Source organism: Streptomyces sp. Je 1-369 (assembly GCF_026810505.1).
In the GTDB taxonomy this organism is placed as follows: domain Bacteria; phylum Actinomycetota; class Actinomycetes; order Streptomycetales; family Streptomycetaceae; genus Streptomyces.
In genome coordinates this window covers 1649751-1675390 of record NZ_CP101750.1, presented here as the reverse complement: position 1 = coordinate 1675390, position 25640 = coordinate 1649751, and the positions used below count along the sequence as shown (strand labels likewise).

Genomic DNA, 25640 nt, shown 5'->3' with positions numbered 1-25640 from the left:
ACCGGGGAAACCCCGGTGACGGTACGGGCCCGGGGCGGGTAGAACCAGAGGGATGACCACGACCCTGCGGCCGACCGGGCCGCTTCAGCAGGGCGCCGACGGCGCCAAGGCGCGCACGTACGACGTCTGCGTCAACAGCCGTCCCGTGGGGTCCATAGGCCTCGCCACGCACGAGGTCTTCGGCCCGCGCGTCTGTCGGCTCCACGACCTCCGGATCGCGGAGCCGGACCGCGGGCGCGGGCGCGGCACGGTCGCGGCGCTGGCCGCCGAGGAAGTGGCGCGCGGCTGGGGGTGTACGCGCATCGAGACGACCGTGCCCGCCGACGCGGCGGCCGCACTGCGGCTCGTCACGGCGCTCGGCTACGTCGAGCGGAGCCGCAGGCTGACGAAGCCGCTGACGGACCCGGTGCCCACGCTGCCCGTCGGCACCGAGGGGCGGCCGATGACCGAGGCGGAGGCCGGGCCGTGGCTGGTGCGCGCGAAGGAGCTCTACGCGAGTACCTGGACGGACCGCGGCCTGCCGGAGGACGAGGCGCGCGCCAAGGCCGAGGCCGACCACGCCAGGGCCCTCCCGCGCGGCCTCGCGACGCCCGGCACCTGGCTGAGCGTCCTCACGCACGTCGGCACCCCAGTGGGCACGCTGTGGCTCTCCGTGGCGGACGGCGACGCGTTCGTCTACGACGTCGCGGTCGACGCCGAGCACCGCGGGCACGGGCACGGCCGGTCCCTGATGCGCCTCGCGGAGGCGCAGGGCCGCGCGGCGGACCGGCACCGCATCGGCCTCAACGTCCTCGCCGACAACACCCCGGCCCTGAACCTGTACGCCTCGCTCGGCTACGAACCGGCGTCGTACTACTTCTGGAAACCGCTGCTCTAGGAGGGCGAGTCCGACGCCAGGAGGCGGTCGGTGATCGCCTCGACGCGTTCGCGCAGCCCCTCCTGGCTCTTGCCGCCGTCGAGGCGCTCGCCGCCGACGACGTACGTGGGCGTGCCGGTGACGCCGATGGCCTTGCCCTCGGCCTCGTCGGCGTCGACGATCAGGATGTGCCGCCCGTCGATCAGGGCGATGTCGAACTCCTCCGCGTCCAGACCGAGTTCGCGGGCCGTGTCCACCAGGTGGGCCTCGCCCTTGCGGTCGAGGTTCTCGACCCCGGCGAGCGCGGCCTCCACGTACGGCCACCCCTGGCCCTGCTCGAAGGCCTCCTCGGCGGCCTGGGCGGCGGCGAAGGAGTGCTTGTGCTTCTCGAGGGGGAAGTGCCGCAGGCGCAGCTCGACACGGTCGCCGTAGCGTGCGCGCAGGGCGCGCACGTCGTCGAGTGCGGTACGGCAGTCGGGGCACTGCAGCTCGCACCAGACGTCGATGACGACGGGACGGGCGGGGCGGTCGGCAGGGGAGTCGCTCATGGGTACAGTCTCCCAGCCCACGGATCCGGCCCCCAACCGGGACAGGGCCGCACCGACCGGCACCTGCGGAGGAGGCCCGACCCCTAGATGACCCGGAAATGTCCCTGAGGTCCGCTCCGGACATGGCTCAGCGGCGCCCACCCGGTGCAGGATGGAAGGGACGACAGCGTCTTTTCCCGACGTACGCCTGCATGCCTGGAGGACCGGATGATTGCCGAGACCGTCTGTTCCGCCGTATCCGCGGCCGGGCTCGGCATCGCCGCGGTCACGGCCTACCGCAAGCGCTTCCTCTCCGCGGCCCGCCTCGCCGCGTACTCCCTGGTGCCGATAGGCCTGGTGCTGACGGGAGTCGTGGGATGGGCGGCGGACACGGCGTTCAGCCTCAAGGCGTGGGTCGGCTTCGGCGTGCTCGGCGTGGCCTGGCTCATGTTCCTCGGCACACGGGCCGTGGAGCGCCGCACGGGCGGGACCCGCAAGGAACGCAAAGCCGCGAAGGCGGCCCGGCGCGAGGCCGTGGCCCCGGCCGCCTCGGCGCCCTCGCTCGGCGGCAGCACCCGGCAGCCCGCGGCCCGGCCCGCAGCCAAGCCGCAGTCGGCCGCGCCCGCGGAGGACTTCAGCGACATCGAGGCCATCCTGAAGAAGCACGGCATCTGACGGGGGAGGGCCGCCGCCTCGCGCCGGGCGGACTGCGCGGCTCCCTCGTTCGGGTACGGACGGGGCGGCCGGGTCCCATGGAGGGATCACCCCCGGGTGAGGGGTGGAACGTGCCGGGCGCTGGACTTATCCCTGTTCACGGGAGTCGGCGAACTTCCGCCCCGAACGGGTGTGTTGGTCAACGGCAGGCCCGCGGCTGCGTCATCATCACGACGAGATGCTTGACACCACCACAGAGGGCGATGCCACCCCGTCGGACGACGGCGGACAAACGGCACCGGCCCATGAGCGACGACCTGCGGCCGCCGAGCGGCATGCCACCGACGGCGAAGCGGAGCGGCACGCCATCGATGGCGAAGCGGAGCGGCCCCACGGTGACGAGGAGCGGCAGGGGTGCCTCTTCGCCCTCTCCCAGCCACCCTTGATGATCTTTCTGGCGGTGATCAGCACCCTGATCCTGGTGGCCACGCTCCACGACCTGCTGCTGCTCTAGGGGACGCTCTGGCCCGAGGCCTCCTTGCGGCGGGCGCGGTACGCGGCGACGTGCAGGCGGTTGCCGCAGGTGCGGCTGTCGCAGTAGCGCCGCGAACGGTTGCGCGAGAGGTCGACGAAGGCGTGCCGGCAGTCCGGGGCCTCACAGCGCCGCAGCCGTTCCTGCTCGCCCGCGACCACGAAGAACGCCAGCGCCATCCCGCAGTCGGCAGCCAGGTGGTCCGCGACGGACGCGCCGGGCGCGAAGTAGTGGACGTGCCAGTCGTAGCCGTCGTGGTCGGTGAGGCGCGGCGTGGTGCCCGCCCTCGCGATCAGGTCGTTGAGGATCGTGGAGGCGGCCTGCGGTTCGGGGTGCGCGAAGACCTCGCCGAAGCGGGCGCGGATGCGGTGCACGTCGGCGAGGTCGCCCTCCGAGAGCGCCCCGACGTCGCTCACGTCGTGGCTCCGTACGAAATCACCGAGCGCCGCCACGTTCGCGAGCCCGTCCGTGCCGTTCGTCTCCGGTGCGGTGTTCACCAGATCGACCACGGCGTCGAGAGAACACCGGGTGTCGTGGGTGATCAGCACGATTTGCTCCCTGGCCTGGGGGTCGGGCCGGTGCCCGCCGATGCTGGCCGATGCTAGCGGCTTCGCGACGGGACGCACCGGCGCCGTCGCCGCGGGAAGCCCGCGGCGACGGCGCCGGTGTCTGCATCTGTTCGCCTTGTGTCGTTGTGCCGTGACTGCTTGCGCCGTCGCCCCGAGTCGGACGGCGTGGCGGTTCTCGACGCGCCGGGGCGGCGCTTAGCTCTCGGCCAGGATGTGTGAGAGCTCCGTGTCGAGGTCGAAGTGGCGGTGTTCCGTACCGGGTGGCACGGCTGCGTCCGTTCGCTTGAGAAAGGATTCCAGGGCCCGCGCCGGGGCCTCGAGCAGAGCCTCACCTTCCGGAGAGCTCAGGGCGATGCAGACGACGCCCTGACCGTGGCTCCGGGACGGCCAGACTCGGACGTCGCCGGTACCGGTGGGCCGGTGCAGGCCCTCGGCGAGGAGGTCGCGGGCGAAGACCCACTCGACGGTTTCCTCGGCTCCGGTGTGGAAGGTGGCGTGCACGGCATAGGGATCGGCCGTGTCATACCGCAGTCCTGCGGGAACAGGCAGTGAGGACTCGCTCGACACAACGAGGCGCAGGTGCAGCTCGCAGCTGACCGTGGTGTTCATAAGCGCCAGGGCCTTTCGCTCAGTGTGCGCTCGGGGATTCGCACGTCGGCGAAATCGACATGCCACCTACGGTGCCGTTGTAAACCCCTCTGAGGGATTTGCGTGTCTTTAGACGCCCCGTATGGCGGATTGTCCCATCCGCCCATGCGCCCATTCCGGTGATGGGTTTCCGTCCGGTAGGGTTTGGCCGCATGAATACGGGGAGTAACGATTCGGCGGGGGTCACGGATCCGGCCGCCGGAGCCAAGTCCGACCCGCCGCTCGGCTCGCGGGCTCCGCAGTACGTCCAGTCCCGCCGGGTGCTGCATCTGAGCTGGCAGGTGGGCGTCTTCATCGTCGGTCTCGCGGTCGTCGTCGCGGGCATCATCATGCTGCCGCTGCCGGGTCCCGGATGGCTGGTGATCTTCGGCGGCATGGCGATCTGGGCGACCGAGTTCGTCTGGGCCCAGCTGGTGCTCCGCTGGACGAAACGCAAGGTCACCGAGGCGGCACAGCGCGCACTCGACCCGAAGGTGCGCCGCCGCAACATCATCCTGACCACGATCGGCCTCGTGATCGTCGCGGTGCTCGTCGCCGTCTACGTGTGGAAGTTCGGCATCGAGATGCCGTGGAAGATCAAGGAGTGACCGTCGGCTCAAGGGCGGTCGGGAGCACCCGCTGACATGCGGTAATGTTCTTCCTGCGCCCGGGGCGATTAGCTCAGTGGGAGAGCGCTTCGTTCACACCGAAGAGGTCACTGGTTCGAACCCAGTATCGCCCACCCCGGATTACGGCCCGGAGGCTATTGAGCCTCCGGGCCGTTCTCGTATTCCCGCGCCCTTTAAGGGAATTGACGGGTCCACATGTTCCGCGGCGGCCGGTAATCAGTGCATTCGGTTCAGGACATTCCGGAACCGGCGTGCGTCGCGCAGCCGTTGCTCGTACGTGGCGCCGACCGCGAGCAGCAGCAGACCCGCGAGCGCGGGCGGCAGCCAGCGCGGCAGCGCGTCCGCGACCTGCACGATGTACGGGGCCAGTTCGTGCAGCGCGTCCAGCGCGAGGACCGTGCCGCCGAGCACCAGCGGGGCGCGCAGCCGGTAGTGGGCACCCACCAGCGTCAGGACGAGGGCCGCCGTGCCGAGCAGCAGCGGACGCTGCCAGTACACGTCGCCCCAGGCGGCCGCGAGGCTCGGGAGCAGCGTCACCGCGAGGCCCGGACCGTAGGCCGTCCAGGAGGAGGCCGCCGGGTCGCGCCGCCGCCGCAGCAAGCCGATGAGCAGTGCGGGGACGGTCACCGGAAGGGTGTACGCCTCCGGGGCCGACACCTCCCACGACGCGAGGCGCACCCAGCTCGCCAGGACGAACAGCACCCCGGCCGCGTACCCGACGGAACGGCGGTCCGCCCGCAGCGCGGTGCCGGACGCGATGACCCCGCAGAGCGCGAGGACGAGCGACAGGACGGGGGCGTCCCCCGCGGCGAGGACGACCGCGACGGCTCCGGAGACGGCCGCCATGATCTCCACGGGCGGCGTCAGGGGGTGCGTGCCGAGGCGGGCCGCGGCCGCGGCGGCGAGCGCCGGGACCGTCAGGGAGAGCAGCCCGATGTGCTCGGGACGCAGCCCCCACGCGGCACCCGACGCGCAGACCAGCGCCGTGGCGGAGGCAAGGGAGGCGCAGGCGGCGAGCGCCGCGGCGCCGGGAGTGGGCGATCCGGCCCGCGCCGGACGCACACAGGCCGCGAGATGCAGCGCCGTCAGCACGCCGAGCGTGGAGAGGGTCGCCGTCGTGGTCGCCAGCGACAGGAACGCGACGCTCGCCGAGGACACCGCCGCGAGGGCCGAAGCGGTCAGCGCGGGCACGGCCGACGCGGTACGCGCGGCCACGGCGAGAAGGACGGCGGTCGCAAGGAGCTGTGCCGCCACCCCGGCCCCGTACGGCAGACGGAGCGCGGCCGGCAGCGCCACGACCGCGGACCACAGCAGCACCGGCGCCCCGAACCGTGCCGCCCGCCGCGCCGACTCGCCCAGCGGCCCCGCCGTCACGGAGAGCACGGCGGCGACGGCTCCCAGCACCAGCGGAGCCAGGAGCGGGTGCGGCAGCGGGAGTTCGAGCAGCAGCGCGTCCCGGGCGTCGCCGTGCGCACCCGACCAGACGCGCGTCCCCCAGCCGAACGGTCCCAGCAGGGCGACCGCCGCGACCGGCAGCGCCCACAGCGCCGCGAGCCCCTGCACCACGGCCGACGCCGCGAGAATCCCGCGCCGCAGCGTCCAGGGCAGCGAGGTGCGCACGACGGCCAACAGCGCCAGCCCGCACGCCAGGTAGGCGGGAACCGTCCACTCCGCGGGCAGCACGGTCCGCAGCACCCCGCCCGACGCGGCCACCACGAGCAGACCGCAGGCACCGGCCGCACCGCTCACCACCTCGGCGCCCTTCGCCCACCGCGCGGCGGCCAGCGCGATCCCCGCGGCGAACAGCAGCAGCACGCCCGCGCGAGCCGCCCCGCCGGGACCCGACGCCTGCACGGAGAGCCACCCGGCGCTCGCCACACCCCACAGACCCAGCACGCAGGCACCGGCCGTGGCGGCGGACCGCACCGAACTGATCCCCGCCCACAGGGCGAGCGCCGTGTCGAAGGCAGCCGTCACGAGCAGCGCGGCCGTCATCACGTACGCGTCGGCGTGCGCGGCGCCCGCCCACAGGACCAGGGGGAGCTGCGCCGCCACGACCGCGATCGGCAGTGGCAGCCGCAACTTCCGGAGCAGCAGCCCGTACCCGCCCCAGAGCGCGGCCAGGACCGCGGAGGTGGCGGCCGCGTACCCGAAGGCGTTCACGTCCGGGAGCGCGAGGTGGCGCAGCGCGTACGCGTCGAGGACGGTCAGCGCCAGACCGAGGCCCGCCACCGCCTCCGCCGTCGAGCGCAGCGAGCGCCGCAGCAGGACCGCGGGCGTACCGAGCGCCGCCAGCGTCACCGCACCCAGGACCGCACTGCGGCCACCGATCCCCAAGTGGCCCCAGCTCACCACCGTGAACGCGATCGCGGCGAAGGTCAGGAGCACCCCGCCCAGCGCGAGCAGGACGTTCTGCACGCTCGGCGGCGTGGCGTCGGGGGCGGGCGGCCCGGCCGGACGAGGGGGCGGCCCGGCCGGGCCCGCCGCGCGCAGGACACCGAGCAGCCAGGCCCGGCGCTGCAGCAACTGCGTTCTGCGCGCCTCCAGTTGGCGCAGCTCCCAGTCGAGGATGCGCAGCTCCTCGGCCGGGGGCGGAATATTCGTCATGTCAGGGAGTGTGGTCCGCGGCACACCGCGCGGCATGGGTGCGGGTACTCAGGACGTACTCAGATCCGGTACGGGTCCAGGTCCTTGCGGCAGACTGCCGCCCATGGACTGGTGCCACTACCGCTTCCGCAGCGTCTGGGAACTGCCCGGAGCGCCTACCGGCGTCTTCGCCGCGCTGGAACAGGCCGAGGACTATCCGCAGTGGTGGCCGCAGGTGCGCGAGGTGACACCGCTGGACGACCGCAGCGGCATCGTCCGCTTCCGGTCCTTCCTGCCGTACGACCTGGTCGTCACCGCACGGGAGCGGCGCAACGACCCCGCGGCCGGGGTCCTGGAGATCGCCATGAGCGGAGACCTGGACGGCTGGGCGCGCTGGACGCTCACGGCCACCCCGGACGGCACCCGCGCCCGCTACGATCAGGAGGTCGAGGTGCGCAAAGCCCTGATGCGACGCCTCTCCGTCCCCGGGCGTCCGCTGTTCCGGCTCAACCACGCCCTGATGATGCGCGCCGGACAGCGCGGCCTCGCGGCCCGTCTGCGAGCGGCCTGAAGGCGGTTTGAAGGAAAGGCGCCGGGACCTGTATTGTTCAGTGCGTTCCCGGGCGATTAGCTCAGTGGGAGAGCGCTTCGTTCACACCGAAGAGGTCACTGGTTCGAACCCAGTATCGCCCACCCGGAGAATGCCGGTCCGTCAGCAGACGGACCGGTTTTTTCTTGCCCGCGCGGGGCGTCGGCGCTCGGTGCCCGCCCTCAGGCCGCCGCAGGAAGATCGGGACGCAGCGGCCACGCCGGGTCCACCGTCTCCGGAGAGCCGCTCTTCGCGAACCACGCCTGCAGCCCGCGCGCCTGCGCCGCATGCCAGACCGCCTGCAACGTGTGCAGCTCGGCCGGTGAGAGTCGCTCGAGGCGCCCCGCGAAACGCCGTCCCACCGCACGCACCACATCCATGGCCGCCTGCGCGTCCGCCGCCGCGTCATGCGCCTCCGACAGCTCCACCTCGTAGTGCGCACACAGATCGGTGAGCGTCCGGCGCCCCTTGCGGTAGCGGTCCAGCTGCTTGTCCAGGACCCGCGGGTCGATCACGCACAGCGAAGAGCCCTCCGTGTAGCGGCTCAGCGACGAGGCGCGGTGCCTGCGCAACTCCCGGTCCAGAATGGTCAGATCGAACGGCGCGTTCATCACCACGATCGGCCTGCCCGCCGCTCCCTGCTCGGCCAGATCGCGCGCTATCTCCTCCATCACCGGCGCGGGCCAGCGGCCCGTGCGCTGCAGATGATCCTCCGTCAGTCCGTGCACCGCGGTGGCGGCCGCGGGCACGGGTACGCCCGGATTTACCAGCCAGCGAGTGATGCGCGGCCGGGTTCCCGCGCCCTGCTGGACGACGACCGAGGCCGACACGATCCGGTCGGTCTCGACGTCGACGCCCGTGGTCTCCGTGTCGAATGCGGCCAAGGGGCCTTCGTACCAGCACGTCATGGTGACGCAACTCCTCGTTCAGTCCCGGCAGATGACGTTCGGTCCCCTGCCCACGCTGGTGATACCCGGGCCGTTTGCGCTGTACGCGGCCCGGAGACAACAGAGGAGAGGGGCTTTGGAAATCACCGTCCCGGCACTGAACCACCCGGCTCGGAAGGCACGTTGACCATGGCGCTCGCGCAGCCCGACCAGGGTGGGCTGCTGCCCGAGCGGATCGCACCGCCGCGCGGCACACTCGCCACCACCGCCTGCATGGAGACACTTCAAGTGGGCTATCTGCACGCCGTCGCGGCGGCCGCGGGCTGCTCGCTCTCCCAGCCCTTTCCGGACAACGGCATCGACTGGCACGTCAGCCACAGCGCCCCCGGGCACACGGTCGACGACGAGGTCACCATCAAGGTCCAGCTCAAGTGCACGTACCAGATACCGCCGAACCCGACGGGGCCCGCCTTCTCCTTCACGCTCGACAACCCGCACCTGGAGAAGCTCGCCCGCACCCCGGTCTCGGTCCACAAGATCCTGGTCGTGATGCTCGTGCCCCGCTCCCAGGACGACTGGCTGCGCGCCGGTCACGACCGGCTCGACCTGCGGCACTGCTGCTACTGGACCAATCTCGCCGGGCACCCCGTGACCGGCCGGCGCAGGACCACCGTGCGCGTCCCGACCTCGCGGATCTTCGACGACCGCGCCCTCTGCGAGATCATGACGCGCGTCGGAACGGGAGGGAAACCCTGATGCACCGCCCCTTCGACCACGACGAGGCCGGCCACGACGCGTCGCTGCCGCCCGTCCGCCCGCACCCCGCACCGGCCGCGGGCGGCTGGACCGAGCCGCCCGAACCCTCCCACATCGACCCCTCCGTCCTCGGCGCGCTCCTCGCCCGGCACGGCTGGCTCCGCCGCGGCGGAGCCCCCGGCCGCTACGCACGCTGGACACCCCCAGGACCCGGCGGCGCGGGCACCAGCCTCCTCGTCCCCGAGAGCCGTGCCTTCCCGGACTGCGAGGACCTCGTCGCGGAGGCGCTCGTCGCGCTGTCCCGCAGCGCCTCGCCCGCCGCCCGCGAAGTACTCGTCGGGCTGGCCGTGCCCAGCGACGAGATCCACTGGTCGCGCGACGTGCGGACGGGACCAGCCGACACCGCGACCTGGCCGGAGGAGGAACAGCTGCGCTCCGCCGCTCGGCAGATGCTCCTCGCGGGCGCACTCGCCGCACGCGGCCGCGCGGGCTACTACGGCGCGCGGCACCGCGGCCCCGCCGCCGCATCCCTGGAGAACGTGCTCGTCGGCCCCGCCACGGGCGGACAGCAGCTCACCGCCTTCGTGCCCGTCCTGACCGGTCGGCCCCTCGCAGTCCGGCTCCACCAGGCGCTCTGCGCGGCCCGCGAAGCCATCGACTACCAGCGCGCCACCGGCGGCATGGACGCCTTCGACGGCGCGGTCGAGGCGGGCGTCAGCCACGAGCTGACCGAGGCCGTCGTCGCCATGGTGCGCGGCACCGAAGGGGCGCGCGTCGCCGTGCGGTGGGCGCCCGGCGCCGGGGTGCCCGAGGGGTGCGCGGCCCACGCCGAACCCGTCGAGTTCTCGCCCGGCGACCTGCCCGCGCTGCGCGAGGCGGGCGCCCGGTACCTCCGCGACGAACCGTCGGTGCCGGTGCGGGTCACCGGAGCCGTGGTGCGGATGCGGCGCTCGGCGCCCCACGAGGACGGCACCGTGCGGATCCGGGTGATCGCGGGCGCCGACGTCCCGCACGTGCGGATGACCCTGGACGAGGAGGCGTACCGCATCGCGGGCCACGCCCACCTGGTCGGGCTGCCCATCCGCGTGCAGGGGCGCCTGGAGAGCAGGGGCGGGTTCCGCAGGCTCACCGGGGCGAGCGGGGTGGTGCCCGTGCAGGTGGACGAGGCGGAACGCGACCGGCTCATGAAGTCGCTCCAGGAGAACCTCGACTTCTTCGAGGAGGCGTGCAGCACGGACTGAAGGGGTCGATGGGGGTACGGAGAGATCCGTTTCGCGGGCGGGCCCCGCGGCTCGGTACGATTCCCCTTGCGTACGCGCGACAGAGAGCGGCGCGCCCCCCTTCAGGTAGGAGAGACCGGTGTCAGACGTCCGTGTGATCATCCAACGCGATTCCGAGCGGGAAGAGCGCGTGGTGACGACGGGCACTACGGCCGCCGAGCTCTTCCCCGGTGAGCGCGCCATCGTCGCCGTGCGCGTGGCCGGCGAGCTGAAGGACCTCGCGTACGTGCCGGGCGACGGCGAGGAGGTCGAGCCCGTCGAGATCTCCTCCGAGGACGGCCTGAACATCCTGCGCCACTCGACCGCGCACGTCATGGCGCAGGCCGTGCAGGAGCTCTTCCCCGACGCCAAGCTCGGCATCGGCCCGCCCATCCGGGACGGCTTCTACTACGACTTCGACGTCAAGGAGCCCTTCACCCCCGAGGACCTCAAGCGCATCGAGAAGAAGATGCAGGAGATCCAGAAGCGCGGGCAGAGGTTCTCGCGGCGCGTCACCACCGACGACGACGCCCGCGTCGAGCTCGCCGACGAGCCGTACAAGCTGGAGCTCATCGGCCTCAAGGGCAACGCCGCCCAGGCCGCCGACGGCGCCGACGCCGAGGTGGGCGCGGGCGAGCTGACCATCTACGACAACCTCGACGCGAAGACCGGCGAGCTGTGCTGGAAGGACCTCTGCCGGGGCCCGCACCTGCCCAGCACCCGCGTCATCCCCGCGTTCAAGCTGATGCGCTCCGCCGCCGCCTACTGGCGAGGCAGTGAGAAGAACCCGCAGCTCCAGCGCATCTACGGCACCGCATGGCCGTCGAAGGACGAGCTGAAGGCGCACCTGGAGTTCCTCGCCGAGGCCGAGAAGCGCGACCACCGCAAGCTCGGCTCCGAGCTCGACCTCTTCTCCTTCCCCGAGGAGCTCGGCCCGGGCCTCGCGGTCTTCCACCCCAAGGGCGGTGTGATCCGCAAGGTCATGGAGGACTACTCGCGGCGCCGCCACGAGGTCTCCGGGTACGAGTTCGTGAACACCCCGCACATCTCGAAGGAGAAGCTCTTCGAGATCTCGGGTCACCTGCCGCACTACGCGGAGGGCATGTTCCCGCCCATCGAGTTCGACGAGCAGAACTACCGCCTCAAGGCGATGAACTGCCCGATGCACAACCTGATCTTCAAGTCGCGCGGGCGTTCCTACCGTGAGCTGCCGCTGCGCCTCTTCGAGTTCGGCACCGTCTACCGGTACGAGAAGTCGGGCGTCGTGCACGGCCTGACCCGCTCGCGCGGCTTCACGCAGGACGACTCGCACATCTACTGCACCAAGGACCAGATGCCGCAGGAGCTCGACACGCTCCTGACCTTCGTGCTCGACCTGCTGCGGGACTACGGCCTGACCGAGTTCGAGCTGGAGCTGTCCACCCGCGACGACTCCGACAAGTTCATCGGCACGGACGAGGACTGGGCGGAGGCCACGGAGGCGCTGCGGCTCGCCGCCGAGAAGCAGAACCTGCCGCTGGTGCCGGACCCGGGCGGCGCCGCGTACTACGGGCCGAAGATCTCGGTGCAGGCGAAGGACGCGATCGGGCGGTCCTGGCAGATGTCGACCATTCAGGTCGACTTCAACCAGCCCAAGCGGTTCAACCTGGAGTACACGGCGGCGGACGGCTCGCGCCAGCAGCCCGTCATGATCCACCGTGCCCTGTTCGGCTCCATCGAGCGGTTCTTCGGGGTGCTCCTCGAGCACTACGCCGGTGCGTTCCCCGCCTGGCTCGCGCCCGTGCAGGCCGTCGGCATCCCGATCGGCGACGCGCACATCCCCTACCTCCGCGAGTTCGCCGAGAAGGCGAAGGAGCAGGGGCTGCGGGTCGAGGTGGACGCGTCGTCCGACCGCATGCAGAAGAAGATCCGCAACCAGCAGAAGGCCAAGGTGCCCTTCATGGTCATCGCGGGCGACGAGGACATGAGCAACAACTCCGTGTCCTTCCGCTACCGCGACGGCTCGCAGGAGAACGGCATCCCCGTCGACGAGGCCATCGCCAAGATCGCGAAGGCGGTCGAGGACCGCGTCCAGGTCTGACGCCACGGTGACACTGCGCTGAGCTCGGGCCCCGGGGACCTCTCCCCGGGGCCAAGTCATATGCTTCACCCCATGACGAGTGAGCCGGAGCAGCAGATCGGAGTCGGGTCGCAGGACGCGTTCCAGCGCCTGTGGACGCCCCACCGGATGGCGTACATCCAGGGCGAGAACAAGCCCACGGGCCCAGGGGCCGACGACGGCTGTCCGTTCTGCTCGATCCCGGCCAAGTCCGACGAGGACGGGCTCGTCATCGCGCGCGGCGAGCACGTGTACGCGGTCCTCAACCTGTACCCGTACAACGGCGGCCACCTGATGGTCGTGCCCTATCGGCACGTCGCCGACTACACGGACCTGACCGCCCCCGAGACGGCCGAGCTCGGCGAGCTCACCAAGCAGGCGATGCAGGCGCTGCGCACCGCGTCCGGGGCGCACGGCTTCAACATCGGCATGAACCAGGGAGCCGTGGCGGGTGCCGGTATCGCGGCCCACCTGCACCAGCACATCGTTCCGCGCTGGGGCGGCGACACCAACTTCATGCCGGTCGTCGGGCACACCAAGGTGCTGCCGCAGCTGCTCGCCGACACCCGCAAGATGCTGGCGGACGCCTGGCCCACGCCGGTGAGCTAGCGGCGGTGCCGTAGTACCTCATCCGCCCCGTCCCTGTCGTCCGCATCGTCCATAGCGTCAACCCCCCTGCTCCATTGGGGGGTTAAGAGCGGCGACCTCTCCTGCCACCCTGCCCTCACGGAGCACCTGTGTCAGGGAGGGGTCATGTCCGTCGGCATGTCACGGGCGGCCGACCCGGTCGAGCCGGGGTGGGCGGAGTTCGGGCGGCTGCTGCGTTTCCACCGCAGGCGGGCCGGGCTCACCCAGCTGCAGCTCGGCAGGAGGGTGGGCTACCACCACAGCTTCATCAGCAGGCTCGAGGGCGGGCTGCGGGAACCGCCCTTCGACCTGGTGAACCGGCTCGACGCCGTCCTGGGGGCCGGGGGCGGGCTCGCCGCGCTCGTCGCCTCACCGCCCGCCCCTCCGTGCGCGCCCGGCCTGCCTCCGGCGGCGCCCACGCTGTTCTCGCCGATCCCCGGGGCCGACGCCCCCGGTGACACGGCCTCCCTGACCGCGCAGCCCTGGCCGTCGCGGCTGCCCGCCGAGGGCCTTGCCTGTCCGCTGCACGGCAGGGTGGGCTGCGCGACGCCCGACCGGGGGGCGGTGACGGACCTGCTGGCCGGGCTGACCGGACCGTACGACCGCGTCGGCGAGACGGCGGGCGCGGAGGCCGAGCTGCTGCACGGTCTGACCGCCGCGCTTGCCTGTCTGGTCCGCGAGGCGTTCGGCCACGCCACCGACGCGTGCGCGAGCACCGTGGAGCGGCTGCTGCGCGGGGTGGTGCGGTGGGCCGAGGCGGCCAATGCCGGGGGACGGCTGCCGTACGGGCAGTTGCGGCTCGCCGCGCAGTACGCGCAGGTCGCCGGGCGGCTGCGGATGGAGCGCGGGCAGAGCGGCGTGGCCATGGCCTGGTTCGGACACGGCCTGCGGTGGGCGGACGCCGCGCAGGACGCCGAGGCCCGGGCGACCCTCCTCAGCGACATGTCGACTCTTGTGCGGCTGGACGGGGACCCTGCGTCGATGCTCGTGTACGCGCAGGCCATCGGGGCGGTGGACGTCAAGCGGCGCTGGATGATGACGCTGGCCGACCTGTATCAGGCGCGTGCGTACGCGCTGGGGCATGACGTCGCCGCGTGCCGACGGCATCTGTCGATGGCGCGGCGCAGGTTCGCCCGGCTCGACGACCGGGACCGGCTCGAAGCGCCCTGGCTCACGGGGGCGGAAGGTGTGCTGCGGGTGGAGTCGGCGGCCGGTGGGGCGCTGCGTGACCTGGCGGTGGTGACGGGGGACCGGGCGGTGGCCCGGCGGGCGGTCGAGGCCACCGCACGGTCGTACGCGCTGCTGCCGCCGGTGATGCGCTCCACACGGCTGCTGCTCACCCTGCGCCTCGCGGACAGCTGGGCGTGTGCCGGTGACCCCGTCGCGGCGGTGACCCTGGCGGGGCCTGTCCTGCAAGAGGCGGTGGGCGCGCGGGAGTTGACGGTCGCCGTCGAGCTGCGCGGGCTGCACCGGCGGCTCGCGGGGCGTTGGGGTGATCTGCCGGAGGTCCGGGAGTACCGGGAGCGGGTGCGGGCCGCGTCGGAGTGAGGCGGTGGGGTCGCGTCGCGCTTGCCAGTTCTTGCCGGGGCGTGCCGGAGGCCGGGAATCCATTGACCGCGGACCGGGCCGGTGTGAGGGTTCCGCCAGCCACGAGGGTGTCATGTCACCGCCAGGTCGCAAGCGGAGCAGCGGGCACGACCGCACAGCCTGACGCACGGGCTCCCCCTGGCTCGAACGAGCCGCAACACCTCTCACAAGGAGCCGTGATGCTCAGAAGATCCGCAGCGGCCGGGATAACCCTGGCCCTGGCACTCGCGGGGGTGACGGTACCGGCGTCCCTCGCCTCGGCGGCGCAGACCGCACCCACCGCGGACAGACCGGACCCCCTCGCGAAAGCCGTCGCGGCCGCCGACAAGGCGGTGCGCAGCGGCCTCGACTCGCTGGCCAGAGGGCCGGAGGAGCAGTACGACCGGCAGCAGGTCACCCCCTGGCTCAAGGGCCTCTACTCGGTCGCGTACGAACGCACCTACCGCGGGCTGCCGGTGGTGGGCGGCGACGCGGTGGTCCTCGCCGACGGCAAGGGGAAGGTCCGGTCCGTCAGAGCCGCGACCGACGCGACGATCTCGGTCACCACCAAGGCGAAGGTACCGGCGGCGCAGGCGGTCAGGACGAGCCGTACGAAGCTCGCCACCGTCAAGAAGGTCGACTCCAAGCGCCTGGTGGTCCGGGTCAAGAAGGACGCGCCCGCGCTCGCCTGGGAGACCGAGCTGACCGGCCGTACGAAGGCGGGCGCCCCCAGCAGGCTGCACGTCTTCGTCGACGCGCTCACCGGCAAGGTCATCGACACCTACGACGACGTGCGCGCGGGCAGCGGCCACAGCAAGTGGAACGGCCCCGACCCGCTGACCATCGACACCTCGCGCTCGGGCAGCAACTACGTGCTGCGCGACACCACACGCCCCGGTCTCCAGTGCTCGAGCTACCAGGGCAGCGTCTTCACCAAGGCGACCGACGACTGGGGCACCGGCAACCCCACGAGCCGGGAGACCGGCTGCGTCGACGTGATGTTCGCCGCGCAGAAGCAGTGGAACATGCTCAAGGAGTGGGTCGGCCGCAACGGACACAACGGCAACGGCGGCAGCTGGCCGGTGAGCGTGGGCCTCAACCAGCTCAACGCCTACTGGGACGGCTCCTCCGTCACCATCGGCCATAACAGCGCCAACGAGTGGATCGCCGGAGTGGACGTCGTCGCCCACGAGTTCGGCCACGGCCTCGACTCCAACACGCCCGGCGGCGCCAACCACGAGAGCGGCCTGGGCGAGGCGACCGGCGACATCATGGGCGCCCTGACCGAGGCGTACATCAACCAGCCCGCCCCCTACGACACCCCGGACTACACCGTCGGGGAGATGATCAACCTCCAGGGGCGCGGCCCGATCCGCAACATGTACGACCCGAGCCGGGTCAACAACGACCCCAACTGCTACTCCGCCTCGATCCCGGGCACCGAGGAGCACAAGGCGGCCGGGCCCATGAACCACTGGTTCTACCTGCTCGCCGAGGGCTCCAACCCCGGTGGCGGCAAGCCATCGAGCCCCACCTGCAACAACCAGCAGGTGACCGGCGTGGGCGTCAAGAACGCCGGCAAGATCTTCTACGGAGCCATGCTGCTCAAGACCAGCGGCATGACGTACAAGCGCTACCGCACCGCCACGCTCACCGCGGCGAAGAACCTGGACGCGAGCTGCGACCTGTTCAACGCCACCAAGGCGGCCTGGGACGCCATCAGCATTCCGGCCCAGAGCGGTGACCCGACCTGCACCGGGCAGCAGAACGACTTCTCCCTCGGGCTCAGCCCGGCCTCGGGGAAGGTCGAGCCCGGCGCATCGACCACCGGCACGGTCAACACCACGACCGTCACCGGCAGCGCCCAGCAGATCACGCTGACCGCCGCGGGCGCCCCGGCGGGCGTGGACGTCACCTTCGACCCGAAGACCGTCACCTCCGGCTCCAACGCCACCATGAAGATCACCACCGCGGGCTCCACCACCGCAGGCACCTATCCGATCACCGTCACCGGCACCGCGGGCACCAAGACACACACCGCCCAGTACACGCTGACCGTGGGCGGCGGCGGCAACCCGACGCCCCCGCCGGACATCGACGTGGAGAAGGTCCGGGCGCACCTCACGCAGTTCAACACCATCGCCACGCAGAACGGCGGCAACCGCCGCGCCACCGGCGCCGGCTACCGCGCCTCCCTCGCGTACGTGAAGGGCAAGCTGGAGGCCGCCGGATACAAGGTCACCGAGCAGAGCTGCGCCTCCGGCTGCTCCGCGGGCGCGGGCAACAACCTGATCGCCGAGTGGCCGCAGGGCGACGCGGACAGCGTCTACATGTTCGGCGCGCACCTGGACGGCGTGTCGGCGGGGCCTGGCATCAACGACAACGGCTCCGGATCCGCCGCGATCCTGGAGGCGGCGCTGTCCCTGGCGCAGAACAACCCCGCCATGAAGAACCGCGTCCGCTTCGCCTGGTGGACCGACGAGGAGCAGGGCCTCAACGGCTCGGACTACTACGCCTCGTCGCTGCCGGCCGCGGAACGCGCCAAGATCAAGGCGTACTACAACTTCGACATGGTGGGCTCGACGAACGCCGGGTACTTCGTCAACAACCTGAACTCCACGGCGTCGGTCCCGCTGCGCGACTACTGGACCTCCCTCAACCTCGCACCCCAGGAGAACGTCGAGGGCCAGGGCCGGTCGGACGACGCCTCCTTCCAGCGCGTCGGCATCCCGACCTCCGGCTACGCCACCGGCGCCTCCGCCACGAAGTCCGCGGCCGAGGCCGCGAAGTGGGGCGGCACCGCGGGCCGTTCGTACGACCCGTGCTACCACTCCGCCTGTGACACCACCGCCAACGTGAGCGCCACCGCCCTCGACCGCAGCTCGGACGGCGTCGCGTACGCACTCTGGAAGACCTCGGTCGGCGACAAGCCCGCCCCGGTGGACGACTTCTCCCTCGCCGCCGACCCGGCGTCGGGCACGGTCGAGCCCGGCTCCTCCGCGAAGGTCACCCTCGCCACCGCCACGACCAGTGGGGAGGCGCAGAAGGTGGGACTCTCGGCATCCGGGGCCCCGTCCGGAGTGAGCGTGTCCATCAGCCCCGAATCGGTGCTCTCGGGCGAGTCCGCGACGGCCACCGTCGAGGTCGCGGCGGGCACGGCCGCCGGTACGTACACGCTCACCTTCACCGGTGAGGGACAGGTCAGCCACACCACGACCTACACCCTGACCGTGCCGGGCGGCGGTGAGACCAGCTGGCGGCTGGGCGGCACCTACGCGGCCGGGGACGTGGTCACCTACAACGGCGTCCGCTACCGCTGCATCCAGGGCCACACCGCCTATCCGGGCTGGGAGCCGCCGAACGTCCCCGCCCTGTGGCAGGCCATCTGATCGCTACGCGTCGTACAGATCCGCCTTCCTCGGCATCGGGTCCTGGATGGCCCCGCTGAGGAAGCCGGATCGCGCGCCGAACTTCTCCGTGTTCACGCCGTTCTCGTCGAGGACCTTGATCGCGGCGGAGTGCACCACGCGCAGCACCGGCGTGGCGGCGCGCAGCGCGTCGTCCGCCATGAAACGGTGCCGCCACGGCTTGTCGGCCCAGGCGTGCCGCAGACCGAACGGCTCGGGCAGGATCAGCTTGCCGCCGAGATGGTCGAGGACCGGCGGGTACCAGGTGAAGGGGGCGCGGACGGCGAGGCGCACGACCTCGTCCGCGTCGATCAGCGGCAGGTTGCGGGTGGTGGTCTCCCAGAACCTGATCGGCTTGGCGACCGTCTTCGTCTTCGGCGAGGGCTTCGTGGTGAACAGCGGGTGCACGGGGCCCAGGGCGTGGCCGGTGACCTCGATGCGCAGCGTCTCGTGCAGCACGGTCACCGTGATCAGCATCGTGATGACCAGCTGGCCGTCCCAGAGCGTGAACTGCACGCCCAGGTAGTGCCGGTTGCCGCTGCCGAACTGCTGCTCGTTGCAGATCCGCTGTATCTCGTGGCCGCGGATCTGGAAGGCCTCGACGTCCGTGCCGGTGGGGCGGGACACCGCCTTCGCGTTCTCCCCGATGGGAGAGACGATCCAGTGGTTTATGTCGGGGGCGGGGAAACCGCCCGTGTGCAGCGGGCCGCGCTCCAGCATGCGCAGCTGGTCGTGCACCGCCCGTATGACATCCCAGCTGCGGAAGGGGTGGATCTCCTTGCTCGCGTCGGCAGGCACCAGCTCCTCGGCGAGCTGCCAGCTGCCCCACCGCGTGCCCATGCCCAATATGCCCTTGGGCCCCGCGTAGAACACGGAGTTGCTCTGCTGCTCGGCGGAGAGCCTGGCCAGACCCTGCCGGAGCCGCTCGGCCGCCGTCTCACCGGGGCTGCCGGGCACCGCCTCGGGGATCTTGGCGCCGATGCCGCCGCCCGCGAGCAGGCCGGACCAGCGATCGCGCAGGTCCCTGGCGGTGCGCTCGGCGATCTGCTTCGCCCAGAACCAGCCCACCACCGGCAGCACGATCGCCGCACGCAGATACCAGGCCCAGAAACCGCCGAACGGCAGCTTGAGCAGGGCGACGGCGGCCAGCACACCCACGGCGACCAGCACGGCCGTCGCGAGCGCGCCCGCGCGCTTGTCCTCGCCCTTGGTGACCTGCCGCCGGATGGTGAAGACGAGCAGCCAGAAGATGAAACCCGGCAGGAAGAGCACGCCGCACAGCACCGTCACCGCGGTCAGCCAGCTGTCGCGCTCCTTGCGGATGCGGTTCGCCGCGAGGCAGTGCTCCACGACCGCCTGCGGCTCGGTCCCGAAGGACTGGATGAGCGGACTGCGACCGCCGCCCAGCATCCGCACCTGCACGGTCCGCGAGAACGCCTCACCCAGATTCGGCTTGAACAGCGACCAGATGCCGGGCTTGACCACGGACTTGTGCCACTCGTTGTTGGCCGCGAGGATGCCGTCGACATCACCGTCGCGGTACGCGGCCGAGGACAGGGCGTGGGTCGCCGCCGTCTGTCCCGCGGAGCCCGAGAGCGGAACCTGGGCCCCGGGCCTGAAGTCGAATACATCGTCCGCCACTGCCGCCCCCATCGCCGCGGTGCCTTCGCTGCTGCGGCTCTTCCCGACTTCCCTGCCCGGCACACCTGTTGCCGCCAGGCGCGTCTGTTGATCAGGTCATCAGCGTATCCGGGCGCACCGACATCCGTCAGGTGGCAACCGCATGCCGCCCGCCCGGGGGAGGGGCGAGCGGCACGCTTTTGTGGGAGGCAACTACGAGGCGTCGTGCGCCCGTTCGCGGATCCGTTCGGAGAGCTGCGGGGGCATCGGCTCGTGGCGTGCGTACGTACGGTTGAAGCGCGCGGTGCCCTGCGACAGGGACCGCAGGTCCACCGCGTACCGGCCGATCTCGATCTCGGGCACCTCGGCCCGCACCAGAGTGCGCCCGCCCGCCGCCTGCTCGGTGCCGACCACCCGGCCGCGCCGCCCCGAAAGGTCGCTCATCACCGCCCCGACGTAGTCGTCGCCGACCAGCACCTGCACTTCGGCGACCGGTTCCAGCAGATGGATCTTCGCGCCGGACGCGGCCTCCCGCAGCGCCAGCGCGCCCGCCGTCTGGAACGCGGCGTCGGAGGAATCCACCGAGTGCGCCTTGCCGTCGAGGAGCGTGATGCGTACGTCGATGAGCGCGTACCCGGCGGCGACGCCCTTCGCCGCCTGCGCGCGCACACCCTTCTCGACGGACGGGATGAACTGCCGCGGGACCGACCCGCCCACGACCTTGTCGACGAACTCGATGCCGCTGCCGCCCGGCAGCGGTTCCACCTCGATCTCACAGATCGCGTACTGCCCGTGCCCGCCCGACTGCTTCACATGGCGGCCCCGGCCACCGGACCTGGCCGCGAACGTCTCCCGGAGGGAGACCTTGTACGGCACCACGTCGACCTGCACGCCGTACCGGCTGCGCAGCCGCTCCAGAGCCACGTCCGCGTGCGCCTCGCCCAGACACCACAGGACAACCTGGTGCGTGTCCTGATTCTGTTCGAGCCGCATCGTGGGGTCCTCGGCGACCAGCCGCGAAAGCCCCTGCGACAGCTTGTCCTCGTCGGCCTTGCTGTGCGCCTGGATGGCCAGCGGCAGCAGCGGGTCCGGCATGTCCCAGGGCTCCATCAGGAGCGGGTCGTCCTTGGCGGAGAGCGTGTCGCCGGTCTCCGCGCGGTGCAGCTTGGCCACGCACGCCAGGTCGCCCGCCACGCAGTGGGTGAGGGCGCGCTGCTGCTTGCCGAAGGGGGAGGAGAGCGCGCCGATGCGCTCGTCGACGTCGTGGTCCTCGTGGCCGCGGTCGGTGCGGCCGTGCCCGGAGACGTGCACCGTCTCGTCGGGGCGCAGGGTGCCGGAGAAGACACGGACGAGGGAGACCCGGCCCACGTACGGGTCGGAGGCGGTCTTCACGACCTCGGCGGCCAGCGGGCCCTCGGGGTCGCAGGTCAGCGCGGGGCGCGCTTTTCCGCCCGGCGTGGTGACGGCCGGTGCCGGGTGTTCGAGCGGGGTCGGGAAGCCGCCCGTGATGAGCTCGAGGAGCTCGACCGTGCCGATGCCCTGGCGTGCGCCCTCCGCCGCCGGTGCGGCGGCCAGCACCGGATGGAAGATGCCGCGCGCGACCGCACGTTCCAGGTCGTCCACCAATGTCTTGAAGTCGATGTCCTCGCCGCCGAGGTAACGGTCCATGAGGGACTCGTCCTCGCTCTCGGCGATGATCCCCTCGATCAGCGTGTTGCGCGCCTCCGCGATCAGCGGGAGCTGATCGGCGCCCGGCTCGGACTCCTTGCGCTCCCCGGAGGCGTAGTCGAATATCCGCTGCGAGAGCAGCCCGATCAGGCCGGTCACCGGGGCGTGGCCGTCCGGCCCCTGCTCACCGTGGAGCGGCAGGTACAGCGGCACCACCGCGTCGGGGTCGTCGCCGCCGAACGCCCGCGCGCAGGTGCTGGTCATCGCGGTGAAGTCCGCACGCGCCGACTCCAGGTGCGTGATCACGATGGCCCGCGGCATGCCGACCGCCGCGCACTCCTCCCACACCATGCGGGTCGCACCGGTGATGCCCTCGACGCCCTCGGCCGCCGAGACGACGAAAAGGGCCGCGTCCGCGGCGCGCAGACCGGCCCTCAGCTCGCCGACGAAATCGGCGTAACCCGGGGTGTCCAGCAAGTTGATCTTGAACCCGTCCCATTCGACGGGGACCAGTGACAGCTGCACCGAACGCTGCTGCCGGTGCTCCATCTCGTCGTAGTCGGAGACGGTGCCGCCGTCCTCCACGCGGCCCGCCCGGTTCACCGCCCCCGCCGTCAGCGCGAGGGCCTCCACCAGAGTCGTCTTGCCGGATCCGCTGTGGCCGACCAGCACCACATTCCGTACGGACGCGGGGTGGTCGGCCGATGCTGCCCTGCCGGCGGCTCCGGGGTGTGCGTTCGCCTTGTCGCCCATGCCTTGGCCTCCCGGTTACGTGCACGGTGAGGAGGCTCAGCCCCCTCGGGGATGCTGGCTGCTCGCGGACGCGCGGGGCCGAGTGCGGGGCGGCACCGGCGGCGCCCGTCATGCTTTCGAGCTTTCCACTCGGGTCACTGTGCGTCCATACGTCGTACGCGATCGTGAGGGGGCGAGCCGGTCCGTCAACAGCGTGACTACGATGGGTCGGCCGGTGGCCATCGGGGCCGCGCGGCGCACCGAACCCTCGGGAAGGCCATGCTGAACAAGTACGCGCGTGCATTCTTCACGCGTGTCCTCACGCCGTTCGCCGCGTTTCTCATCCGCCGTGGGGTCAGCCCCGACGCGGTCACCTTCATCGGCACGGCCGGTGTGGTGGCGGGGGCGCTGGTCTTCTTCCCCCGGGGCGAGCTCTTCTGGGGCGTGATCGTCATCACGTCGTTCGTCTTCTCGGACCTCGTCGACGGCAACATGGCCCGCCAGCTCGGTCGCTCCAGCCGCTGGGGCGCGTTCCTGGACTCGACGCTCGACCGGGTGGCGGACAGCGCGATCTTCGGCGGCCTCGCCCTCTGGTACGCCGGATCGGGCGACGACAACATCCTCTGCGCCGTCTCCATCTTCTGTCTGGCGAGCGGCCAGGTGGTCTCGTACACGAAGGCGCGCGGTGAGGCGATCGGCCTGCCCGTCGCCGTCAACGGCCTGGTGGAGCGCGCCGAGCGGCTGGTGATCACGCTGGTCGCCGCGGGCCTCGCGGGCCTGCACAAGTTCGGCGTCCCCGGCATCCAGATCCTGCTGCCCATCGCCCTGTGGGCCGTCGCGGCCGGCAGCATGGTCACCCTCGTCCAGCGGGTCGTGACCGTGCGCCGGGAGTCGGCGGAGGCGGACGCCGCCACGGCGTCAGGGGCCCAGGAGAGTGAGGCCGCGCAGTGAAGGACCGACTCACCGACGGGCTGTACGGGCTCGGTTGGAGCGCCGTCAAGAAGCTTCCCGAACCCGTCGCCGAGCGGCTCGGCAGGGCCATCGCCGACACGGTCTGGAAACGCCGCGGCAAGGGCGTGCTCCGGCTGGAGTCCAACCTCGCGCGCGTGGTGCCCGACGCGAGCCCGCAGCGGCTCACCGAGCTCTCCAAGGCGGGCATGCGCTCCTACCTGCGCTACTGGATGGAGTCCTTCCGACTGCCGTCCTGGAGCAAGGAGCGCGTCAGGAACGGCTTCGACGTCAAGGACGTCCACCACCTCACCGACGGGCTCGCCGCCGGCAAGGGCGTGATCATCGCCCTGCCGCACCTGGGCAACTGGGACCTCGCGGGCGCCTGGGTCACCACCGAACTGGAGACCCCCTTCACGACGGTCGCCGAGCGCCTCAAGCCGGAGACGCTGTACGACCGCTTCGTCGCCTACCGCGAAAGCCTCGGCATGGAGGTCCTGCCCCACACCGGAGGCTCCGCCTTCGGAACCCTGGCACGGCGCCTGCGCGCGGGCGGCCTCGTCTGCCTCGTCGCCGACCGCGATCTGTCCGCCTCCGGAGTCGAAGTGAAGTTCTTCGGAGACACCGCCCGGATGCCCGCGGGCCCCGCGATGCTCGCCCAGCAGACCGGAGCCCTGTTGCTGCCCGTCACCCTCTGGTATGACGATTCGCCCGTCATGAAGGGCCGCGTCCACCCGCCCGTCGACGTCCCCGAGACAGGTACGCGGGTCGAGAAGACGTCCTCCATGACACAGGCGCTGGCCGACGCCTTCGCCACCGGTATCGCCGACCACCCGGAGGACTGGCACATGCTGCAGCGTCTGTGGCTCGCCGACCTGGAACCCCGCGCCGATGCCGCACCGGCGGGGGAGGCGTCGTGAGGATCGGCATCGTCTGCCCCTACTCGTGGGACGTGCCGGGCGGCGTCCAGTTCCACATCCGCGATCTGGCGGAGCACCTCATCCGCCTGGGGCACGAGGTCTCCGTCCTCGCCCCGGCCGACGACGAGACACCGCTTCCGTCGTACGTCGTATCGGCGGGACGCGCCGTTCCGGTGCCGTACAACGGCTCGGTGGCCCGCCTCAACTTCGGCTTCCTGTCGGCCGCGCGGGTGCGCCGCTGGCTGCACGACGGCACGTTCGACGTCATCCACATCCACGAGCCCGCGTCGCCCTCGCTCGGCCTGCTCACCTGCTGGGCCGCGCAGGGCCCCATCGTCGCGACGTTCCACACGTCCAACCCGCGCTCGCGGGCCATGATCGCCGCGTACCCGATCCTCCAGCCGGCACTCGAGAAGATCAGCGCACGCATCGCGGTGAGCGAGTACGCGCGGCGCACCCTCGTCGAACACCTCGGCGGCGACGCGGTCGTCATCCCCAACGGCGTCGACGTCGACTTCTTCGCCGACGCCGAGCCCAAGCCCGAGTGGCAGGGCGAGACGATCGGCTTCATCGGACGCATCGACGAGCCCCGCAAGGGCCTGCCGGTCCTCATGCGGGCCCTCCCGCAGATCTTCGCCGAGCGCCCGAACGCCCGCCTGCTCGTCGCGGGCCGCGGCGACGAGGAGGAAGCGGTGGCGTCCCTGCCCGCCGAGCTGCGCTCCCGGGTGGAGTTCCTCGGCATGGTCAGCGACGAGGACAAGGCGCGGCTGCTGCGCAGCGTCGACCTGTACGTCGCGCCCAACACCGGCGGCGAGAGCTTCGGCATCATCCTGGTCGAGGCGATGTCCGCGGGCGCGCCCGTACTCGCCAGCGACCTGGACGCGTTCGCCCAGGTCCTGGACCAGGGCGCGGCGGGCGACCTCTTCAGCAACGAGGACGCGGAGTCCCTCGCGAAGTCCGCGGTACGCCTGCTCGCCGACCCCGAACGCCGACAGGGCCTGCACGAACGCGGCAGCGCCCACGTCCGCCGCTTCGACTGGTCGACGGTCGGCTCCGACATCCTCGCGGTCTACGAAACAGTGACGGACGGCGCGACCTCGGTAGCCGAGGACGAACGCTCGGGACTGCGGGCGCGGTTCGGATTGGCGTCGAAGGGCTAGTTCCCAACCTGTGCGGCGTTTGAGGGCCGGGAGGTTCGGGGGTGGAGTCCGTGGAGAGGGTGCGTGCGGTGCCGGGCGCTGAGTTTCAGCCTGTCCGGCGTTGAGGACGGGGGGTCCGGGGGTGGATCCCGTGGAGAGGGCGCGTGTGGTGTCGGGCGCTGAGTTTCAGCTTGTCCGGTGTTTGAGGACGGGGGGCCGGGGGTGGATCCCGTGGAGAGGGTGCGTGCGGTGCTGGGCGCTGAGTTTCGGCCTGTGCGGTGTTTGAGGGCCGGGGGGTCCGGAGGTGGATCCCGTGAAGGGGGTGCGGGTGCGGGTGCGGGTGCCGGGCGCTGAATTGCAGCCCGTCCGGCGATTGAGGACCGGGGGCGCGGGGGCGGAGCCCCCGAAGACGGTGCGTGGGGCGCCGGGCGCCGTCGCCCGGTC

The 25640-nt window shown here is 71.7% G+C and carries 20 protein-coding genes, 2 tRNA genes and 1 pseudogene; 16 read left to right on the top strand and 7 right to left on the bottom strand.

The features are described 5' to 3' along the window. Positions 1–52: 52 nt before the first annotated feature. On the top strand, positions 53–877 hold the full coding sequence (locus NOO62_RS07630) for a GNAT family N-acetyltransferase (protein WP_268770144.1): 825 nt from the start codon (positions 53–55) through the stop codon (positions 875–877). Here the strand turns inward: NOO62_RS07630 and NOO62_RS07625 are convergent. Further along, positions 874–1404 (bottom strand): DsbA family protein, encoded by a 531-nt coding sequence (locus NOO62_RS07625; protein WP_268770143.1) that lies wholly within the window; start codon positions 1402–1404, stop codon positions 874–876. The genes NOO62_RS07630 and NOO62_RS07625 overlap by 4 nt on opposite strands. Positions 1405–1611: 207 nt before the next feature. Here NOO62_RS07625 and NOO62_RS07620 point away from each other — a divergent pair, with 207 nt between their 5' ends. Together NOO62_RS07620 and NOO62_RS07615 are read left to right on the top strand one after the other, a co-directional pair. After that, positions 1612–2058, top strand: a complete 447-nt coding sequence (locus tag NOO62_RS07620; protein WP_268770142.1) for a hypothetical protein — start codon at positions 1612–1614, stop codon at positions 2056–2058. Positions 2059–2275: 217 nt separating this feature from the next. Beyond that, positions 2276–2551: a hypothetical protein gene (locus tag NOO62_RS07615; RefSeq protein ID WP_268775975.1), complete on the top strand. Its 276-nt coding sequence runs from the start codon at positions 2276–2278 to the stop codon at positions 2549–2551. Here the strand turns inward: NOO62_RS07615 and NOO62_RS07610 are convergent. Together NOO62_RS07610 and NOO62_RS07605 are read right to left on the bottom strand one after the other, a co-directional pair. Further along, positions 2548–3117, bottom strand: a complete 570-nt coding sequence (locus tag NOO62_RS07610; RefSeq protein WP_268770141.1) for a CGNR zinc finger domain-containing protein — start codon at positions 3115–3117, stop codon at positions 2548–2550. The genes NOO62_RS07615 and NOO62_RS07610 overlap by 4 nt on opposite strands. A 216-nt stretch (positions 3118–3333) precedes the next feature. Further along, on the bottom strand, positions 3334–3747 hold the full coding sequence (locus NOO62_RS07605) for an SsgA family sporulation/cell division regulator (RefSeq protein ID WP_003959770.1): 414 nt from the start codon (positions 3745–3747) through the stop codon (positions 3334–3336). A 191-nt stretch (positions 3748–3938) separates the two neighbouring features. Between NOO62_RS07605 and NOO62_RS07600 the strand changes: the two genes are divergently transcribed. Then, complete coding sequence (locus tag NOO62_RS07600) at positions 3939–4373, top strand: TIGR02611 family protein (protein WP_268770140.1); 435 nt, start codon at positions 3939–3941, stop codon at positions 4371–4373. Between the two features lie 62 nt (positions 4374–4435). Next, a tRNA-Val gene (locus NOO62_RS07595) sits at positions 4436–4507 on the top strand. 103 nt (positions 4508–4610) lie between these two features. Here NOO62_RS07595 and NOO62_RS07590 read toward each other — a convergent pair. Continuing rightward, positions 4611–7001: an SCO7613 C-terminal domain-containing membrane protein gene (locus NOO62_RS07590; protein ID WP_268770139.1), complete on the bottom strand. Its 2391-nt coding sequence runs from the start codon at positions 6999–7001 to the stop codon at positions 4611–4613. A 103-nt stretch (positions 7002–7104) separates the two neighbouring features. Between NOO62_RS07590 and NOO62_RS07585 the strand changes: the two genes are divergently transcribed. Beyond that, entirely contained in the window at positions 7105–7551 is a 447-nt protein-coding gene (locus tag NOO62_RS07585) for an SRPBCC family protein (protein WP_268770138.1), read from the top strand. Between the two features lie 50 nt (positions 7552–7601). Continuing rightward, positions 7602–7673, top strand: a tRNA-Val gene (locus NOO62_RS07580). A gap of 78 nt (positions 7674–7751) precedes the next feature. Here NOO62_RS07580 and NOO62_RS07575 read toward each other — a convergent pair. Then, positions 7752–8477: a 3'-5' exonuclease gene (locus tag NOO62_RS07575; protein WP_268770137.1), complete on the bottom strand. Its 726-nt coding sequence runs from the start codon at positions 8475–8477 to the stop codon at positions 7752–7754. A 168-nt stretch (positions 8478–8645) separates the two neighbouring features. Here NOO62_RS07575 and NOO62_RS07570 point away from each other — a divergent pair, with 168 nt between their 5' ends. The 6 genes from NOO62_RS07570 to NOO62_RS07545 all read left to right on the top strand — a co-directional run bounded on the left by NOO62_RS07570 (position 8646) and on the right by NOO62_RS07545 (position 18151). After that, positions 8646–9212, top strand: coding sequence for a DUF4365 domain-containing protein (locus NOO62_RS07570; protein ID WP_268770136.1), 567 nt, complete (start codon positions 8646–8648; stop codon positions 9210–9212). Beyond that, positions 9212–10453 (top strand): hypothetical protein, encoded by a 1242-nt coding sequence (locus NOO62_RS07565; RefSeq protein ID WP_268770135.1) that lies wholly within the window; start codon positions 9212–9214, stop codon positions 10451–10453. The genes NOO62_RS07570 and NOO62_RS07565 overlap by 1 nt, the downstream gene beginning before the upstream one ends. Positions 10454–10571: 118 nt before the next feature. Further along, positions 10572–12551 carry a threonine--tRNA ligase gene (gene thrS / locus NOO62_RS07560; protein ID WP_268770134.1) on the top strand — a complete coding sequence of 660 codons (1980 nt, stop codon included), beginning with the start codon at positions 10572–10574 and terminating at the stop codon, positions 12549–12551. A gap of 60 nt (positions 12552–12611) precedes the next feature. After that, positions 12612–13178 carry an HIT family protein gene (locus NOO62_RS07555; protein WP_268770133.1) on the top strand — a complete coding sequence of 189 codons (567 nt, stop codon included), beginning with the start codon at positions 12612–12614 and terminating at the stop codon, positions 13176–13178. Between the two features lie 144 nt (positions 13179–13322). Further along, positions 13323–14744, top strand: a complete 1422-nt coding sequence (locus tag NOO62_RS07550; RefSeq protein WP_268770132.1) for a helix-turn-helix domain-containing protein — start codon at positions 13323–13325, stop codon at positions 14742–14744. Positions 14745–14962: 218 nt separating this feature from the next. Continuing rightward, positions 14963–18151 carry a M20/M25/M40 family metallo-hydrolase gene (locus NOO62_RS07545; RefSeq protein WP_268770131.1) on the top strand — a complete coding sequence of 1063 codons (3189 nt, stop codon included), beginning with the start codon at positions 14963–14965 and terminating at the stop codon, positions 18149–18151. Positions 18152–18154: 3 nt separating this feature from the next. Here NOO62_RS07545 and NOO62_RS07540 read toward each other — a convergent pair whose 3' ends face one another. Continuing rightward, positions 18155–19822: a hypothetical protein gene (locus tag NOO62_RS07540; protein ID WP_268770130.1), complete on the bottom strand. Its 1668-nt coding sequence runs from the start codon at positions 19820–19822 to the stop codon at positions 18155–18157. Between the two features lie 180 nt (positions 19823–20002). Continuing rightward, complete coding sequence (locus tag NOO62_RS07535; protein WP_268770129.1) at positions 20003–22210, bottom strand: elongation factor G-like protein EF-G2; 2208 nt, start codon at positions 22208–22210, stop codon at positions 20003–20005. Between the two features lie 202 nt (positions 22211–22412). On the opposite strand from NOO62_RS07535, the pseudogene pgsA reads away from it, so the two are divergent. The 3 genes and pseudogenes from pgsA (at position 22413) to NOO62_RS07520 (ending at position 25217) form a co-directional block, all read left to right on the top strand. Then, a pseudogene (gene pgsA / locus NOO62_RS07530) lies at positions 22413–23140 on the top strand (phosphatidylinositol phosphate synthase). After that, entirely contained in the window at positions 23137–24057 is a 921-nt protein-coding gene (locus tag NOO62_RS07525; RefSeq protein ID WP_268770128.1) for a phosphatidylinositol mannoside acyltransferase, read from the top strand. Before pgsA ends, NOO62_RS07525 begins: the two are co-directional and overlap by 4 nt. Further along, positions 24054–25217 carry a glycosyltransferase family 4 protein gene (locus NOO62_RS07520; protein ID WP_268770127.1) on the top strand — a complete coding sequence of 388 codons (1164 nt, stop codon included), beginning with the start codon at positions 24054–24056 and terminating at the stop codon, positions 25215–25217. Before NOO62_RS07525 ends, NOO62_RS07520 begins: the two co-directional genes overlap by 4 nt. The last annotated feature ends 423 nt before the right edge of the window (positions 25218–25640 follow it).